The sequence below is a fragment of the Rhizobium sp. ERR 1071 genome, assembly GCF_007828675.1.
Classification (GTDB): Bacteria; Pseudomonadota; Alphaproteobacteria; order Rhizobiales; family Rhizobiaceae; genus Rhizobium; species Rhizobium dioscoreae.
The window spans coordinates 471,585-487,087 of record NZ_VITM01000002.1 but is presented as its reverse complement, the minus strand read 5'-3'; the positions used below and the strand labels follow the sequence as shown (position 1 = coordinate 487,087).

14 protein-coding genes are annotated in these 15,503 nt (G+C 58.8%); 4 read left to right on the top strand and 10 right to left on the bottom strand.

Going from position 1 to position 15,503, the window contains the following annotated elements; genetic code table 11:
* Window positions 1–3: 3 nt before the first annotated feature.
* The gene (locus FBZ99_RS07680; RefSeq protein ID WP_233788761.1) at window positions 4–546 is read right to left on the bottom strand and encodes a GNAT family N-acetyltransferase; all 543 of its coding nucleotides are present in this window, start codon (window positions 544–546) and stop codon (window positions 4–6) included.
* Window positions 547–755: 209 nt separating this feature from the next.
* Between FBZ99_RS07680 and FBZ99_RS07675 the strand changes: the two genes are divergently transcribed.
* Window positions 756–1,664 carry a DMT family transporter gene (locus FBZ99_RS07675; protein ID WP_113351785.1) on the top strand — a complete coding sequence of 303 codons (909 nt, stop codon included), beginning with the start codon at window positions 756–758 and terminating at the stop codon, window positions 1,662–1,664.
* A 3-nt stretch (window positions 1,665–1,667) separates the two neighbouring features.
* On the opposite strand, the gene FBZ99_RS07670 is transcribed toward FBZ99_RS07675, so the two are convergent.
* Window positions 1,668–2,561: a DMT family transporter gene (locus FBZ99_RS07670; RefSeq protein WP_145316402.1), complete on the bottom strand. Its 894-nt coding sequence runs from the start codon at window positions 2,559–2,561 to the stop codon at window positions 1,668–1,670.
* 397 nt (window positions 2,562–2,958) lie between these two features.
* Between FBZ99_RS07670 and FBZ99_RS07665 the strand changes: the two genes are divergently transcribed.
* The 3 genes from FBZ99_RS07665 to FBZ99_RS07655 are packed head-to-tail and all read left to right on the top strand — an operon-like array spanning window position 2,959 to window position 6,153.
* Entirely contained in the window at window positions 2,959–4,368 is a 1,410-nt protein-coding gene (locus tag FBZ99_RS07665) for a circularly permuted type 2 ATP-grasp protein (protein ID WP_113332154.1), read from the top strand.
* Between the two features lie 6 nt (window positions 4,369–4,374).
* Window positions 4,375–5,316, top strand: coding sequence for an alpha-E domain-containing protein (locus FBZ99_RS07660; protein WP_113389007.1), 942 nt, complete (start codon window positions 4,375–4,377; stop codon window positions 5,314–5,316).
* 12 nt (window positions 5,317–5,328) lie between these two features.
* Window positions 5,329–6,153 (top strand): transglutaminase family protein, encoded by an 825-nt coding sequence (locus FBZ99_RS07655; RefSeq protein ID WP_145632267.1) that lies wholly within the window; start codon window positions 5,329–5,331, stop codon window positions 6,151–6,153.
* A 9-nt stretch (window positions 6,154–6,162) separates the two neighbouring features.
* Here FBZ99_RS07655 and FBZ99_RS07650 read toward each other — a convergent pair whose 3' ends face one another.
* From FBZ99_RS07650 to chvE, 8 genes are all read right to left on the bottom strand, one after another.
* Entirely contained in the window at window positions 6,163–6,573 is a 411-nt protein-coding gene (locus tag FBZ99_RS07650) for a type II toxin-antitoxin system VapC family toxin (protein WP_145632264.1), read from the bottom strand.
* Window positions 6,570–6,815, bottom strand: a complete 246-nt coding sequence (locus FBZ99_RS07645; protein WP_113332151.1) for a type II toxin-antitoxin system Phd/YefM family antitoxin — start codon at window positions 6,813–6,815, stop codon at window positions 6,570–6,572. Before FBZ99_RS07645 ends, FBZ99_RS07650 begins: the two co-directional genes overlap by 4 nt.
* 137 nt (window positions 6,816–6,952) lie before the next feature.
* The gene (gene araD / locus FBZ99_RS07640) at window positions 6,953–8,698 is read right to left on the bottom strand and encodes an L-arabinonate dehydratase (RefSeq protein ID WP_112340591.1); all 1,746 of its coding nucleotides are present in this window, start codon (window positions 8,696–8,698) and stop codon (window positions 6,953–6,955) included.
* Window positions 8,699–8,760: 62 nt separating this feature from the next.
* Window positions 8,761–10,194 carry an aldehyde dehydrogenase family protein gene (locus FBZ99_RS07635; RefSeq protein WP_145632261.1) on the bottom strand — a complete coding sequence of 478 codons (1,434 nt, stop codon included), beginning with the start codon at window positions 10,192–10,194 and terminating at the stop codon, window positions 8,761–8,763.
* 66 nt (window positions 10,195–10,260) lie between these two features.
* A complete protein-coding gene (gene araD1 / locus FBZ99_RS07630; protein WP_145632806.1) occupies window positions 10,261–11,259 on the bottom strand; it encodes an AraD1 family protein in 999 nt (332 codons plus the stop codon).
* 116 nt (window positions 11,260–11,375) lie between these two features.
* Window positions 11,376–12,584 (bottom strand): multiple monosaccharide ABC transporter permease, encoded by a 1,209-nt coding sequence (mmsB, locus tag FBZ99_RS07625; protein ID WP_113332149.1) that lies wholly within the window; start codon window positions 12,582–12,584, stop codon window positions 11,376–11,378.
* Window positions 12,581–14,119, bottom strand: a complete 1,539-nt coding sequence (gene mmsA, locus FBZ99_RS07620; protein WP_113332148.1) for a multiple monosaccharide ABC transporter ATP-binding protein — start codon at window positions 14,117–14,119, stop codon at window positions 12,581–12,583. The genes mmsB and mmsA overlap by 4 nt, the downstream gene beginning before the upstream one ends.
* A gap of 105 nt (window positions 14,120–14,224) precedes the next feature.
* A complete protein-coding gene (gene chvE, locus FBZ99_RS07615) occupies window positions 14,225–15,289 on the bottom strand; it encodes a multiple monosaccharide ABC transporter substrate-binding protein (RefSeq protein WP_069612777.1) in 1,065 nt (354 codons plus the stop codon).
* Window positions 15,290–15,503: the final 214 nt, after the last annotated feature.

The window sequence follows — 15,503 nt, the reverse complement described above, 5'->3', positions numbered from 1 at the left end:
TGGTTATTCCGCTTGGCTTTGCAGGCTTTCGATTAAAGCCGGGAGATCATCCCAAACATATGCGATCTGACCGATTGCAGTTTCGCCGAATGTAAGCGACCCCGTCGCCACTGGTCGACCGCGCAGGCGCTCGTAGAAACCCTTGTTTGGATTGTTCTCCAATGCCAACGCCAGCAATCCTTTATGTTCCATATCTTTGAGAGCTCGCGCCACTTTAGTAAAGAGAGCCGAACCGATCTTGCGGCGCTGATAGCCAGGCAGAAGATAAAGCGCGTAAACTTCAGCTTCCTGAGGGAAGCCCGAATGCCGGCTTGACCCTCCGCTCGCAAATCCGACAACCTCGCCTTTCTCGTCTTCCGCCGCGTAATAAGCAATGCCGGCATGACCCAGATAGCGGCGATGGCGCTGCTCCTGATGTCTATAGGACATGCCCTTTAGGAAATCCTCCGGCAACAGCCCGGCAAAAGTCGCCCTCCAGACATCGACCACGACACGGGCAATGCCCGACAAATCGCCGTCGACAGCAGGCCGAATCTCAATCGCCATCAATAGTTCCTCCGTTGACGGCCTGCATGAAGACTGCGGACGCAGTCATGAGAGTAAATTCGAAACTTCGAAGCAACCCGGCTTTCTCATTTCTCTTGGCGAACAATGTTTGGATGACTGTTTCCTGCCTGCAGACGCTTCCCGGCATAGTCTAGAGCATGTTTGGAGGATTGGGAGGCGGTGCATTGCAAAAGACGGCAACGCGGCCGATGTCGGCAAACGACTGGGGGCAGCTCCTGCTTCTCGGCGCGTTGTGGGGCGGATCATTTTTCTTTGCCCGTATAGCGGTGGCAGAAATCCCGCCGCTGGCGCTGGTGCTCTATCGGGTTTCGATTGCCGCGCTTGTTCTGCATGTCTGGTTGCGCCTGCGTAACATTTCCTTTGCTCCCGCTATTGCCAGATCAGCTTCGTTCCTGGGTCTCGCACTGCTCAACAACGTCATCCCGTTTTCTCTGATATTCAGCGGCCAAACGGAGATCGGAGCAGGCCTTGCCTCGGTGCTCTACGCGACAACGCCCCTCTGGACAGTCCTGGTCGCAAATCTGCTGACGGCTGACGAAAAGCTCTCCGCCAGCAAGCTCGCCGGCGTGGCTCTGGGGATTGGCGGCGCTGCCATTATGATCGGTCCAGGGCTCTTCGCCAATTTGGGCGGACCGACATGGGCAAAGCTTGCGGTCATCGGAGCGGCAATTTCCTATGCATTCGCGGCCGTTTTCGCGAAGCGATTTCGGGATATCAAGCCGGTCGTTGTTGCCGCCGGCCAGTTGACCGCCTCCACCATCGTTATGATACCGATCGTCCTTCTTCTCTACGATCCGGGCGAAATCATAAGTACGAATATCTCGATCTGGCTGGCCATTGGGACTCTTGCAATCGTAACGACTGCCTTCGCCTTCATTCTCTATTTCAATCTCATCGCCTCCGCCGGGGCGACAAATGCGTCGCTGGTGACGCTGCTCGTGCCGGCGAGCGCGATCATCTTGAGCGCCGCATTCCTTGGAGAGCGTCTGGAACCTTACGAATTCCTCGGATTGGCTCTGATCGTCTCCAGCCTGGTAGTTGTCGATGGCAGGCTCTTACGATGGCGGCAACGGAGCGATGCCCTGAAGAAGTCGTAGAGCCTATTCCGGCACGACTTCCGCCTGACGCCGATTGGTGAGGTAGACACCGATCACCACAATCACCGTGCCGACGATAATCGGCAGCGTCAGCGGCTCGCCGAATGCGATGGCGGCCTCGATGGCGACGGCCGGCGGCATCAGGTAGATCAGCGATGCGGCGCGCGACACCTGCCCGCGGCGGATGAGATAGAGCAGCAGGCCGACGGCGCCCATGGACAGGCCGAAGACCGACCAGAGCAGCGACAAAATCGCTGTCTGCGTGCCGTCAAAGTGCAAATCTTCGAAGATGAAGGCCAAGGGAACGGTCACGATCAGCGCGCCGACATATTGCAGGGTCGCAATGGTTCTGAGGTCGCCTGTCTGAAGGTGCCGCTTCTGATAGAGCGTGCCATAAGTCACCGAGACCATAGCCAGCAGATTGACAACAAGCGGCACCGCCGATTGCCAGAGGTTGGCCGTATCCGTCGCCAGGAGTTTGGGCGAGATCGCGATTGCAATGCCAAGGAAACCGAGAAGCAGACCGACCTTCTGGATCGGCCGCAGCCGCTCGCCGACAAGAAGCGGCGCAGCCATGGCGGTCATCAGCGGCTGCAGTGCCGCAATGATGCCGGAAATGCCGGCCGGCACGCCCTCGGCAATCGCCCACCAAAGGCCCGCGAGATAGATGCCGTGCAGGAAAATCCCTGAATAGACAGCCCGAAACACGCTCGTCCAGTCGCGTGGCCATCGGGCGCGGACGATCGAACAGAGCAGCACGAAAGCAAGCGCCGAAAGGCTGTAGCGGATCATCAGGAAGGTAAAGGGACCCGCATGCAGCGAAGCATATTTGGCGACGATCCAGCCAGTGGACCAGAGAAGGACAAAAATCGCGGGCGCAAGCCTATCGAGGGACATGGGAATCGGACCGATATATGTGGCGCTTGGGATCCGGAATCCTGGTCGACTCGGGGTGTCGCGCGGAGGGGTTGAAGGCTGATAGCCGATAGCGGCTGTGCGGTCAAAATCGATCTGCTGAAAACAGCGATCAATTTTTCTTCACGTCCGGCCAACCACCGCCGTGGTTTCAGAAACCTCAGCCACCACCCAGGCACTCAGTCCGCAAAAGAAGCAGATGCTCAAATTTTGATCCAAACATTGCGACAAGAGCTGGCAGGCAACAACCTGATTACTCTTAAATGCCTGTAAATCCGGCATTTTCCGACATTCAGAAATTCGCGATGGCAACTGCGCATAGTTCTTGCATTGTAAAAACCGTTGTATTCAAATGGGTAAAAACACGGGGACCGCACCTTTGGCATTTGATGAAATGATTACTGCGGATGAAAGTCCGCGCGCGCCTTACGAGAAATACTTCGAGTGGTACTCAGGCCAGGACAGGGGCCACCTCATTGCCAAATCCCGCGATGCGGAAACCATCTTCCGAAAGACGGGCATTACCTTCGCGGTCTACGGACATGCAGACTCCTCCGAAAAGCTCATTCCCTTCGACATCATCCCCCGCATCATATCAGGCCGCGAATGGCGCAAGCTCGCCCAGGGCATCGAACAACGGGTCGTCGCCCTCAACGCCTTCCTCGACGACATCTACCACAAGCAGGAAATCATCCGCGCCGGCCGCATCCCGCGCGAACTGATCGAGAAGAACGACGCCTTCCTGCCTGAAATGATCGGCTTCCGCCCGCCGGGCGGCGTCTACACCCATATCGTCGGCACCGATATCGTGCGCACCGGCGAAGACCAGTTCTATGTGCTCGAGGATAATGCCCGCACCCCTTCCGGCGTCAGCTACATGCTGGAAAACCGCGAAACGATGATGCAGATGTTCCCCGAGCTGTTTCACCAGAACAAGGTGCAGCGCGTCGAGGACTATCCACTGCTGCTGCGCCAGAGCCTGGCATCGCTCGCGCCTCCCGGCTGCACTGGCAAGCCGCGCGTCGCAGTGCTCACGCCCGGCATCTACAACTCGGCCTATTACGAACATTCTTTCCTGGCCGACATGATGGGCGTGGAACTGGTGGAAGGCTCGGATCTGCGCGTCATCGACGGCAAGGTGAAGATGCGTACGACGCGCGGCTATGAGGCGATCGACGTGCTCTACCGCCGCGTCGACGACGATTTCCTCGATCCCCTCACCTTCCGCCCGGATTCCGCACTCGGCATTCCCGGCATCATGGATGTCTACCGCGCCGGCAACATCACCATCGCCAATGCACCCGGCACGGGCATTTCCGACGACAAGGCGATCTATTCCTACATGCCTGAGATCGTCGAATTTTACACGGGCCGTAAGCCGATCCTCGAGAACGTGCCGACCTGGCGCTGTTCGGAACCCAGCAGCTTGCAATATGTGCTCGATAACCTCGCCGATCTCGTAGTCAAGGAAGTCCACGGTTCTGGCGGCTACGGCATGCTTGTGGGGCCGACGGCCACGAAAAAGGAGCGGGCGGCCTTTGCCGAAAAGCTCAAGAGCAAGCCGAACAACTACATCGCGCAGCCAACCCTTTCGCTCTCGACCGTGCCTATCCTCGTCAACAAGGGTATTGCGCCGCGGCACGTCGATCTGCGGCCCTACGTCCTCGTCTCCGACAAGGTGCGGATCATCCCCGGCGGGCTGACCCGCGTGGCGCTGAAGGAAGGCTCGCTGGTGGTCAATTCCAGCCAGGGCGGCGGCACCAAAGATACCTGGGTTCTGGAGGACTGATCGGACATGCTGGGAAGAACCGCGAATGGCCTCTACTGGATGTTCCGTTACATCGAGCGCGCCGAAAACATAGCCCGCCTTGTCGACGCCGGCCAGCGCATGTCGCTGACCCGCAGCGACGCCGTCGATGACGACTGGGACGGAGTCCTGCAAAGCGCCGGCGTGCGCGAAGCCTACGATGAGGTGCATAACAAACTGACCGGCGCCGACGCGATCGATTATCTGATGCGCGACCGCTCCAATCCGTCGAGCGTCATGTCCTGCATCGAATATGGCCGCAACAATGCCCGCATGGTGCGCACGGCGCTGACCCGCGACACGTGGGAGGCGACCAACGAATGCTGGATCGAGCTGAAGTCGCTGCTCGGCAAGAAGCTGAAGACGGCCGAGCTGCCTGAGACGATCGACGTCATCAAGCAGCGAGCGGGCCTCATCCGCGGCGCCTTCCACGGCTCGATGCTGCGCAACGAGCTTTATAACTTCGCCCGCATTGGCACTTTCATCGAGCGGGCGGACAATACGGCTCGTATTCTCGACGTTAAATATTACGTCCTGCTGCCGTCGGTCTCGCATGTCGGCTCCTCGCTCGACAACGCGCAATGGGAATCGATCCTGAGATCAGTCTCCGCGCACCGGGCCTATAAATGGGCCTATGATCCGGAATACAAGCCGGCGAACATTGCCGACTTCCTGATCCTCAATGGGCAGATGCCGCGTTCGCTCGCCTATTGCTATGAGAAGATCGTCAGCAATATCGGCTATCTCAGCGCCGAATATGAAAAAAAGCTGCCGGCGCACGATACCGCGGAAGCCATCCGCAAGTCGCTGCAAAAGCTGACGATCAAGCGCATCATGGATCAGGGCCTGCATGAGTTCCTCGAGGATTTCGTCGCACGCAACAATCAGTTGGGCGCCGAAATCTCCGACGGCTACCGGTTCTACGAATAGGCGGGCGGTATCATGAGACTGACGATCAGCCATATCACGGAATATCGCTACGACGAGCCGGCGCAATTCTCGCTGCAGCGGCTGCACTTGACGCCACTGACCGGCGTGGGACAGACAGTCATCGACTGGAAGCTCTCGGTTGAGGGCGCCAAGCCCGAGGTGGAATACGACGACCAGTTCGGCAATCGCGCCACGCTGGTGTCGCTCGATGGGCAGCAGGACGCAACGAAGATCATTGCCTCAGGCGAAGTCGAGACACAGGATCTGAACGGCGTGATTGGCCCACATGTGGGCTTCAGCCCCCTCTGGCTCTTTCTGCGGGAATCACCACGCACCAAGGCAGGCAAGCTGACGAGGGAGCTGTTGCGTAGCGTTTCAGGCGACAACGAGCTCGGTAAGATGCATGCGCTGATGAAAGCGATCCACGAGACCGTGGAATACAAGCCGGGCACCAGCAATACGGAGACAACGGCGGAGCAGGCACTGGAGGCAAAGAGCGGCGTCTGCCAGGACCACGCCCATATCTTCCTGGCTGGCGCCCGTGCGTTGCAGATCCCTGCCCGTTACGTCTCCGGCTATCTGATGATGGAAGGCAAGAACGAGCAGGCTGCGACGCATGCCTGGGCCGAAGCACACGTTCCCGGCCTCGGCTGGGTCGGCTTCGACCCGGCCAACAACGTCTGCCCCGATGCCCGTTATGTCCGCATCGCGACCGGCCTATGCTATCGGGATGCGGCACCTGTCTCGGGCATGCGCATCGGCACGCCGGGCGAAACCCTTATGGTCAAGGTGACGGTCGCGAGCCAGGGGCAAAGTCAGAGCCAAAGCCAGAACTGATAGGCAAATTCATCCTGCCGAAAAAACCTCGACATGGCCTTTGCCGCCATAGCGAAGGATTGCATCATCGGCTGTCAGCAGCGGAATACGGTGAAAGCGTGCTGTCGCCACGATAATTCGGTCTGCCGGATCGGCATGGAATTCACCCGGCAGCCGAACGCTGTCCACCGCGATCTGTGGCTCTATGGGAGCTAGCTCCAAACCAGGCAAAGCCAGTGCCGTGGCGAGCCAACGGCCAACGTCATCACCAAGTGCGATGCGCCCTTTCTCTGCAAGCATGGCGACTTCCCAAGGAGTGATCGCGGAGACCAAAATGCGACTGCGCGCCGTCGTTTCATCGATAAGCTTACGAGCCCGAGCACTCAGCCTAGAATCGTCGTGCATAGCCCAGATCAGAATATGCGTATCGATGACGATCAACGCGTCGCGTCCCATTCTTCAGCATCGATAGCGGGCAGGAACGGATCGTCATAGTGGAGAACAGTACCCTTCATCGCGCCGATAATGCTGGGGCGATCTGTTTTCTCCGACGCAGGAGTCAGCAGAGCGACCGGCTTTCCACGCTTCGTAATGATAATAGGCTCTCCATCATCGCCCATTTGATCGATCAGATGAAGACATTTTGCCTTGAATTCGGCTGCACCGACAGATTTGACAGACATGGACACTATTCCCGTACAGATGTACATAAAACATGGTCATTTCTTGCAAAATAGTCAATGCCGCCTCGAAGTCCCAGTAACGAAAAAGGGGCCGAACCCTCGTCCCGCCCCTTTTTCCAATTCCAGAAGATAAGCCTTTAATGGCTATCGCGATTGTTCGGGATTTCCGAGCCGCGCGGGCCTACGAGGAAGTCGAGGTCGGCGCCGGTGTCTGCCTGCATGACCGACTTGACATAGAGACCGCCGTAACCGCCGGTGAGCGGCTTGACCGGAGAAACCCATGCAGCGCGGCGCTTGGCCAGCTCCTCATCCGATACTTCGAGCTGGATGGTGCGGGCGGGAACGTCAACGGCGATGATGTCGCCGTTCTGCACCAGCGCCAGCGGGCCACCGTCGGCAGCTTCCGGCGCGGTGTGCAGGATGACGGTGCCGTAGGCCGTACCGGACATGCGCGCATCGGAAATGCGGATCATGTCGGTGATGCCCTTCTTCAGCACTTTCGGCGGCAGGCCCATGTTACCGACTTCGGCCATGCCCGGATAACCCTTCGGGCCGCAATACTTCAGCACCATGATACAGTTCTCGTCGATATCGAGATCATCGCGGTTGATACGGGCGTGATAGTCCTCGATGCTTTCGAAGACGACAGCGCGACCCTTGTGCTGCATCAGATGCGGCGATGCAGCCGACGGCTTCAGGACAGCACCCTTCGGCGCAAGATTGCCGCGCAGAACGGCGATACCGCCCGACTGCGTCAGCGCCTTTTCCTTCGGGACGATGACGTCGTCATTGTAGTTGACCACATCCTTGACGCCGGCCCAGATCGTATCGCCCGTGACCGTGATGGCATCCTTGTGAAGCAGGCCCATCTCGCCAACCGCCTTGATGACGACGGGCAGACCGCCGGCATAGTAGAACTCTTCCATCAGGTGCTTGCCCGACGGCTGCAGGTTGACGATCGTCGGCACTTCGCGGCCGAGACGATCCCAATCATCCAGCGACAGATCGACGCCAACGCGGCCGGCAAGCGCCAAAAGATGCAGAACGGCATTGGTCGAACCGCCGACGGCGCCATTGACACGGATGGCGTTTTCGAAAGCTTCCTTGGTCAGAATGTCTGATGGTTTCAGGTCTTCCTTGACCATGTCGACGATACGACGACCAGAAAGCTGCGAGATGACGCGGCGACGCGCATCGACCGCAGGGATGGCGGCATTGCCGGGCAGCGTCATGCCGAGCGCTTCGGCCATCGATGCCATGGTCGAGGCCGTACCCATGGTCATGCAGCTACCGGCCGAACGGGCCATGCCCTGCTCCGCATCCATGAATTCATCCAGCGACATCTCGCCGGATTTCACCATTTCGGAGAATTGCCAGATCGCCGTGCCGGAACCGACATCCTTGCCGCGCCACTTGCCGTTCAGCATCGGGCCACCGGAAACGAGGATCACCGGGATGTCGACGGAGGCAGCCCCCATCAACAGGCTCGGCGTGGTCTTGTCGCAGCCGCCGAGCAGCACCACACCATCGACCGGATTACCACGGATCGCTTCTTCCACGTCCATGGCCGCCAGGTTGCGGAACATCATCGCCGTCGGGCGCAGCGTGCTTTCGCCAACGGAGAAAACCGGGAATTCGACGGGGAAGCCGCCCGCTTCGTAGACGCCACGCTTCACGCGCTCTGCGAGATCGCGCAGATGTGCGTTGCAGGGCGTCAGCTCCGACCAGGTGTTACAGATGCCGATGATCGGACGACCGTCGAATGTATCGGCCGGCAGGCCCTGGTTCTTCATCCAGGAGCGATGCATGATCGCATTTTTGCCGGTGCCGCCAAACCAGTCGTAAGAGCGCAGCTTGCGCGGCCATTCAGCTTTCTTTTTCATGTCTCAGTACCCTTTGCGTCGCCCAGACAGCCTCGTTCGCGCCTGGGCTTTAAAATCGATGATCAGGCGAGCGTGTAAGCCGTCTTGACGGTGGTGAAGAATTCGGCGGCATATTTTCCCTGCTCGCGCGGGCCGAAGGACGAGCCCTTGCGGCCTCCGAACGGCACGTGGAAATCGACGCCCGCCGTCGGCAGGTTGACCATCACCATGCCCGCTTCCGCATTGCGCTTGAAATGCGTCGCATGCTTCAGGCTTGTCGTGGCAATGCCCGAGGACAGGCCGAACGGCGTGTCGTTGGCCGTGGCCAGCGCCTCTTCGTAATCCTTCACCCGGATGACGGAAGCGACCGGCCCGAAAATCTCTTCGCGGCTGATGCGCATCTGGTTCGTCGCTTCCGTGAAGAGCGTCGGCTGCAGATAGAAGCCGGGCGTGTCGCGGCTGACGAGCTCGCCGCCGAAGGCAAGCTTGGCGCCTTCCTGTTTACCGATCTCAATATAGTCCGTATCCGTCTTCAGCTGCTTGGCATCGACGACCGGGCCGATATGCGTGCCCGACTTCATGGCATTGTCGACGTTGAGCGTCTTCAGCTTCTCCGTCAGCGCCGCCACGAACCTGTCGTGAATGCCTTCGGTGACGATGAGACGCGACGAAGCCGTGCAGCGCTGGCCGGTCGAGAAGAAGGCAGAATTGGCGGCCGCCTCGACGGCAACCGTCAGATCGGCATCGTCAAGCACCACCATCGGGTTCTTGCCGCCCATTTCGAGCTGATACTTGCGGCCATGCTCGACAGAAGACAATGCCACGCGCTTGCCGGTGCCGACCGAGCCGGTGAAGGTGATGCCCGAAAGAAGCGGGCTGTCGAGCATCGCCTGGCCGACGACCGAACCCTTGCCCATAACGAGGTTCAGCACACCCTTCGGCAGACCGGCGCGGTTCAGGATATCAACGATCGCCCAGGAGCAGCCGGGCACCAGATCGGCTGGCTTGAAGACGATGGTGTTGCCGTAGCAGAGCGCCGGCGCGATCTTCCAGGCGGGAATAGCGATCGGGAAGTTCCAGGGCGTGATGACGCCGATGACGCCGAGCGGCTCGCGCGTGATCTCGACGCCGATGTTCGGACGCACCGAAGGAAGCACCTCGCCTGCCAGGCGCAACGCCTCGCCGGCAAAGAATTCGAAGATCTGGGCGGCGCGGATCGTTTCGCCGATCGCCTCGGGCAACGTCTTGCCTTCTTCGCGAGCAAGCAGCGCGCCGAGTTCGTCCTTGCGCGCCAGGATCTCCTCGCCGGCCTTCTTCAGGATCGTGTGGCGCTCTAGAATGCCGGAGCGCGACCAGGCCGGAAAAGCAGCCTTCGCAGCAGCGATCGCATCCGTGACGTCCTGCGCGCTTGCGCTCGCATAGAGGCCGACGATCTCGTTCGTATCCGACGGGTTGATGTTCTCGGTGCCGTTCGTCCCCGTCCACTCCCCGGCGATCAAGTTCTGATGAATGGTCATGGCGTCATGCCTTCCTGGATCGTATTGAAGACGCCCGGCCGATCCCTTGCAGCCGGGCTCGATGCATTACAACTGGCGAACAGCCACATTCTCCTCGGCATCGATCGCCAGCGGATTGCGCAGCGGCAGGCCGAACTCGCCAACTTCGATTTCGAAGACATCGCCGACTTCCGGCTTGATGCCTTCCGCAAAGGAAAGCGTAGCCGTGCCGAACATGTGCACATGCACGTCGCCCGGAACGCGGAAGATGCCGTATTTGAAGTGGTGATATTCAAGGTTCGCGAAGGTATGCGACATGTTCGCCTCGCCGGAGAGGAAAGGCTTCTCGAAAATCACCTTGTCGCCGCGCTTGATGCGGGACGTGCCGCGAATATCTTCCGGCGCCACTCCGATGCGGATTTCCGGGCCGAAACTTGCCGGACGCAGCTTGGAATGGGCGAGATAGAGATAGTTGATCCGCTCGGTGACGTGATCGGAAAATTCGTTCGACAGGGCAAATCCGATGCGGAACGGCGTGCCGTCCTTGGAGATGACATAGACGCCGGCCATTTCCGGCTCCTCGCCACCATCGAGCGCGAAGGATGGAGATACAAGTGCCGCACCCGGGGCCGCAGCGCCATAGCCATTGCCCTTGTAGAACCACTCGGGCTGCACGCCCTTCTCGCCTGCCTTCGGCTTGCCGCCCTCGATGCCCATCTTGAACATCTTCATGGAGTCGGTCAGCGTCTCCTCAGCGGCTTCCGTCGTCTTCTTGTGCATGGAATCACGTGTCGCGGCAGAACCGAGATGCGTCAGACCGGTGCCGGTCAGGTGCAGATGAGCAGCATCCGGATGCGTGATCGGCGGCAGGAAACGGCCCTCTGCATAGGCTTTTTCGAGATCGATCGCCTCACCGAGACCATGTGCCTCGATCACCGATGCCAACGACTTGCCGCTATCGGCGGCCTCCATTGCAAGCTTGTAGACGCTGCCGCCATTGACGACGGCCTTGGCAGCTTCGCCCGGCCCATTGCGGACCGCAACGACGATCTCGCCGTTCGAACCATTGATCTGCGAGATGAGCATGTCTTTCATCCTTTCCTAACAGACAGAGATCGGATGCGTTCTACCGTTCCGGCTCTCAGCGAGAGCCGGACTCTGTCATGGATTTGGTTTTAAAAGCTGGGTTGATCGCTAAACGATCAACCCTTGTTCTTGTTGTAGACGTCGATGAACACGGCAGCGAGCAGGACCGCACCCTTGATCATCTTCTGCGAGTCCGTCTGGTAGCCGAGGATCGACATGCCCTGGTTCAAGACACCCATGATCAAGGCACCGATGACCGCACCCGTTACCTTGCCGACGCCGCCGGAGGCCGAAGCGCCGCCGATGAAGCAGGCCGCGATGACGTCAAGCTCGAGACCGTCACCGCCCTTTGCGGTTGCCGAATTCAGACGTGTCGCGATGATGATGCCGGCGATGCTCGCCAGGATGCCCATGTTGATGAAGGTGTAGAAGGTCAGGCGGCGGGTATCGATACCCGAGAGCTTCGTCGCCTTTTCATTGCCGCCCATGGCATAGATGCGGCGGCCGATCGTCGTGCGCTGTGTTGCGAAGCTGTAGAGCGCGATCAAAAGCAGCATGAGAACCAGAACGTTCGGCAAGCCTCTGTAGGAAGAGATCTGATAGCCGATGAAGATGGTCGCAGCGGCAACCACCAGATTCTGGGCAAGGAAGAAGCTGAACGGCTCGACATCGATACCGTGCTTCTCGTTAACGGTACGGCGCCGCCATGACAGCAGGAACATGACGATCGGGATGGCGACGGTCAGTAAGATCGATGTCGAGTGGATACCGCCCATATCGGCGAAATCCGGAATGAAGCCCGTCGCAACGATCTGGAATGCCGGCGGGAACGGACCGATGCTGCTGCCGTTACCGGTTGTGTTGATGATCGTGTAGGTCAGGCCACGGAAAACCAGCATGCCTGACAGCGTCACGATGAATGATGGAATGCGGTGGTAGGCAATGAAATACCCATGCCAGGCGCCGACCGCAGCCCCCATCAGCAGACAAATGACCGTCGCGAGCGCAAGATTCATATGCATCTGCACGACCAGAACGCCCGCAACCGCCCCGACGAAGCCGACGACGGAACCGACCGAAAGGTCGATATGGCCGGCCACGATAACCAACAGCATGCCGAGCGCCATGATGACGATGAACGAATTCTGCAGGACGATGTTGGTCAGGTTCTGCGGCCTGAAGAGAACGCCGTTCGTCAAGTACTGAAACAGCAGCATGATGACGACGAGCGCGATCAACATGCCGTATTCGCGGATGTTGTTGCGGATATGGTCGCCGATTGAAACGACGTGGCTGCTTTCCGTGGCTGGGTTGGCCGAACTCATTGATGCTTCTCCCCTGAGCGCATAATAGCGCGCATGATACTCTCCTGGCTTGCCTCTGCCTTCGGCAGTTCGGCAACAATTCGACCCTCGTTCATGACGTAGATGCGGTCGCAGGTACCGAGAAGCTCGGGCATTTCCGATGAAATCATCAGAACACCCTTTCCGTCGGCGGCAAGCTGGTTGATGATGGAATAGATTTCGTATTTGGCGCCGACGTCGATGCCGCGTGTGGGCTCATCGAGGATCAGGACGTCCGGGTCCGAGAACAGCCATTTCGACAGCACCACTTTCTGCTGGTTGCCGCCGGAGAGGTTGCCCGCTTCCTGGAAGACGCCGGCCGAACGGATACGCAGCTTGGAGCGATAGTTCGTCGCCACCTGCAGCTCGCGCACGTCGTCAATGACGGTCGCCTTGGAAACGCCAAGCAGATTGGCAAGCGTCGTGTTGTGCAGGATGCTGTTGGTCAGAACCAGGCCGAGCTGCTTGCGGTCTTCGGTCACATAGGCAAGACCGGCATCGATCGCCTTGCGCACCGTGCTGGTGTCGACCAGCTTGCCGTCCAGGAAGACTTCGCCGCTGATCTTGTGGCCATAGGACTTGCCGAAGACGCTCATGGCGAATTCGGTACGGCCCGCGCCCATCAGGCCGGCAATGCCGACCACTTCGCCCTTGCGCACATTGATGTTGATATTGTGCAGAACCTGGCGATCGCGATGCTGCTGGTGGAAGGCATTCCAGTTCTTCACTTCGAAGATCGTTTCGCCGATCGGCACCGAACGCGGCGGATAGCGGTCGGCAAGCTCGCGCCCCACCATGTTGCGAATGATGATGTCTTCGCTGATCTCTTCTTCGTGACAGTCCAGCGCCTTCACCGTCATGCCGTCGCGCAACACAGTGATCTGGTCGGCCACCTTGCGCACTTCGTTGAGCTTGTGCGTGATGATGATCGAGGTGATGCCTTGCTTGCGGAACTCCATGAGGAGATTGAGGAGCGCATCGGAATCGTTTTCGTTCAGCGATGCCGTCGGCTCGTCGAGAATGAGCAGCTTGACGCTCTTCGACAGGGCCTTGGCGATCTCGACGAGCTGCTGCTTGCCGACGCCGATGTCGGTCACGAGCGTGTTCGGAGATTCCTTGAGGCCCACTTTGGAAAGAAGCTGTTTGGTCCGGCTGAAAGTCTCCTGCCAATTGATCATGCCATTGGCGACGACCTCATTGCCCAGGAAAATGTTCTCGGCGATCGACAGAAGCGGAACGAGCGCCAGCTCCTGATGGATGATGATGATGCCGATGTCTTCGGAATCCCTGATCGTCTTGAATTGGCGGACCCCGCCATCGTAGTAGATGTCGCCTTCATAGGTGCCGGCCGGATAAACGCCTGAAAGCACCTTCATCAGGGTGGATTTGCCGGCTCCGTTTTCGCCAACTAAGGCATGGATCTCGCCCTGACGGACTTTCAGATTGACATTTTCCAAGGCGTTCACACCGGGGAACGACTTGGTGATGTTCCGCATTTCGAGAATGGTATTGTCCATTGTCCAAATCCAACGCCGCGACTGAACATAGCAGACCGCGCGATCGTCTTAAATATGAAAGCCAGGGCCCGCCTTTCAGCGAGCCCTGACCGGTCTATTGAAAAATTACTTCAGCTGGTCAGCCTTGTAGTAGCCGCCCTCAACGAGGACCTTCTCGTAGTTGGTCTTGTCGACTGCGACCGGGGTCAGCAGGTAGGACGGAACAACCTTGACACCATTGTCGTAGGTCTTGGTGTCGTTGACTTCAGGCGTCTTGCCTTCCATCAGGGCGTTGACCATGTTGACGGTAACCTTGGCAAGGTCACGGGTATCCTTGAAGATCGTCGAATGCTGTTCGCCGGCAATGATCGACTTGACCGACGGGATTTCGGAGTCCTGACCGGTAACGATCGGCAGCTTCACGCCGCCGGAACCGTAGCCGACGCCCTTGAGCGCGGAGAGGATACCGATCGAGAGACCGTCATACGGAGACAGGACGGCATCGACATGAGCGTCGGTGTAGTAAGCCGACAGCAGGTTGTCCATACGGGCCTGGGCCGTTGCCGGGTCCCAACGCAGCGTACCGACCTTGTCCATACCCATCTGGCCGGACTTTACGACCAGCTTGCCGCTGTCGATGTACGGCTTCAGGACCGACATAGCGCCGTCATAGAAGAAGAAGGCGTTGTTGTCGTCCGGAGAACCGCCGAACAGCTCGATGTTGAACGGACCCTTGCCATCCTTGAGGCCGAGAGCGTCGACGATCGAGTTTGCCTGCAGGACGCCGACCTTGAAGTTGTCGAAGGTCGCATAATAGTCGACATTCGGGCTGTTGCGGATCAGACGGTCATAGGCGATGACCTTGATGCCGGCATCGTGAGCCTTCTGCAGAACGTCGGACAGCGTGGTGCCGTCGATCGAAGCGATGACGAGGACCTTGTCGCCCTTGGTGACCATGTTCTCGATCTGCGAGAGCTGGTTCGGAATGTCGTCGTCGCCATACTGCAGGTCGGTGCCGTAACCGGCAGCCTGGAGCTGCTTGACGATGTTGTTGCCGTCATCGATCCAGCGAGCCGAAGCCTTGGTCGGCATGGCGATGCCTACCGTGCCCTTGTCCGCCGCGAAGGCAGGTACCACCAGCGTAGCGACGCCGAACGCAGCGCCGGCCATCAATGAGATAATGGATTTCATTACTCTCTCCCTTGTTGATAAATGCGGCGGACAAAAAATGCCCGCCCGAAACTGCGGCAGGTTCCGTAGAAGGAATGATTTACTTCTAATTGTGAGAAACGAAGTAGGTCTCCTCCACGCTCTCACGGTTTATGAGCTGTACCCAGCGCACAATCGGCAAACTCGTACGATTTCGTATAACTGTCAAATAGAATAACTGGCTAAACATATACCA

Coding starts and splice junctions, on each gene's coding strand:
- araD (WP_112340591.1), bottom strand. CDS start 8,698: ATGAAAAAGAAAGCTGAATGGCCGCGCAAGCTGCGCTCTTACGACTGG.
- chvE (WP_069612777.1), bottom strand. CDS start 15,289: ATGAAATCCATTATCTCATTGATGGCCGGCGCTGCGTTCGGCGTCGCT.
- FBZ99_RS07635 (WP_145632261.1), bottom strand. CDS start 10,194: ATGACCATTCATCAGAACTTGATCGCCGGGGAGTGGACGGGGACGAAC.
- FBZ99_RS07655 (WP_145632267.1), top strand. CDS start 5,329: ATGAGACTGACGATCAGCCATATCACGGAATATCGCTACGACGAGCCG.
- araD1 (WP_145632806.1), bottom strand. CDS start 11,259: ATGCTCATCTCGCAGATCAATGGTTCGAACGGCGAGATCGTCGTTGCG.
- mmsA (WP_113332148.1), bottom strand. CDS start 14,119: ATGGACAATACCATTCTCGAAATGCGGAACATCACCAAGTCGTTCCCC.
- FBZ99_RS07660 (WP_113389007.1), top strand. CDS start 4,375: ATGCTGGGAAGAACCGCGAATGGCCTCTACTGGATGTTCCGTTACATC.
- FBZ99_RS07675 (WP_113351785.1), top strand. CDS start 756: ATGTCGGCAAACGACTGGGGGCAGCTCCTGCTTCTCGGCGCGTTGTGG.
- FBZ99_RS07680 (WP_233788761.1), bottom strand. CDS start 546: ATGGCGATTGAGATTCGGCCTGCTGTCGACGGCGATTTGTCGGGCATT.
- mmsB (WP_113332149.1), bottom strand. CDS start 12,584: ATGAGTTCGGCCAACCCAGCCACGGAAAGCAGCCACGTCGTTTCAATC.
- FBZ99_RS07670 (WP_145316402.1), bottom strand. CDS start 2,561: ATGTCCCTCGATAGGCTTGCGCCCGCGATTTTTGTCCTTCTCTGGTCC.
- FBZ99_RS07645 (WP_113332151.1), bottom strand. CDS start 6,815: ATGTCTGTCAAATCTGTCGGTGCAGCCGAATTCAAGGCAAAATGTCTT.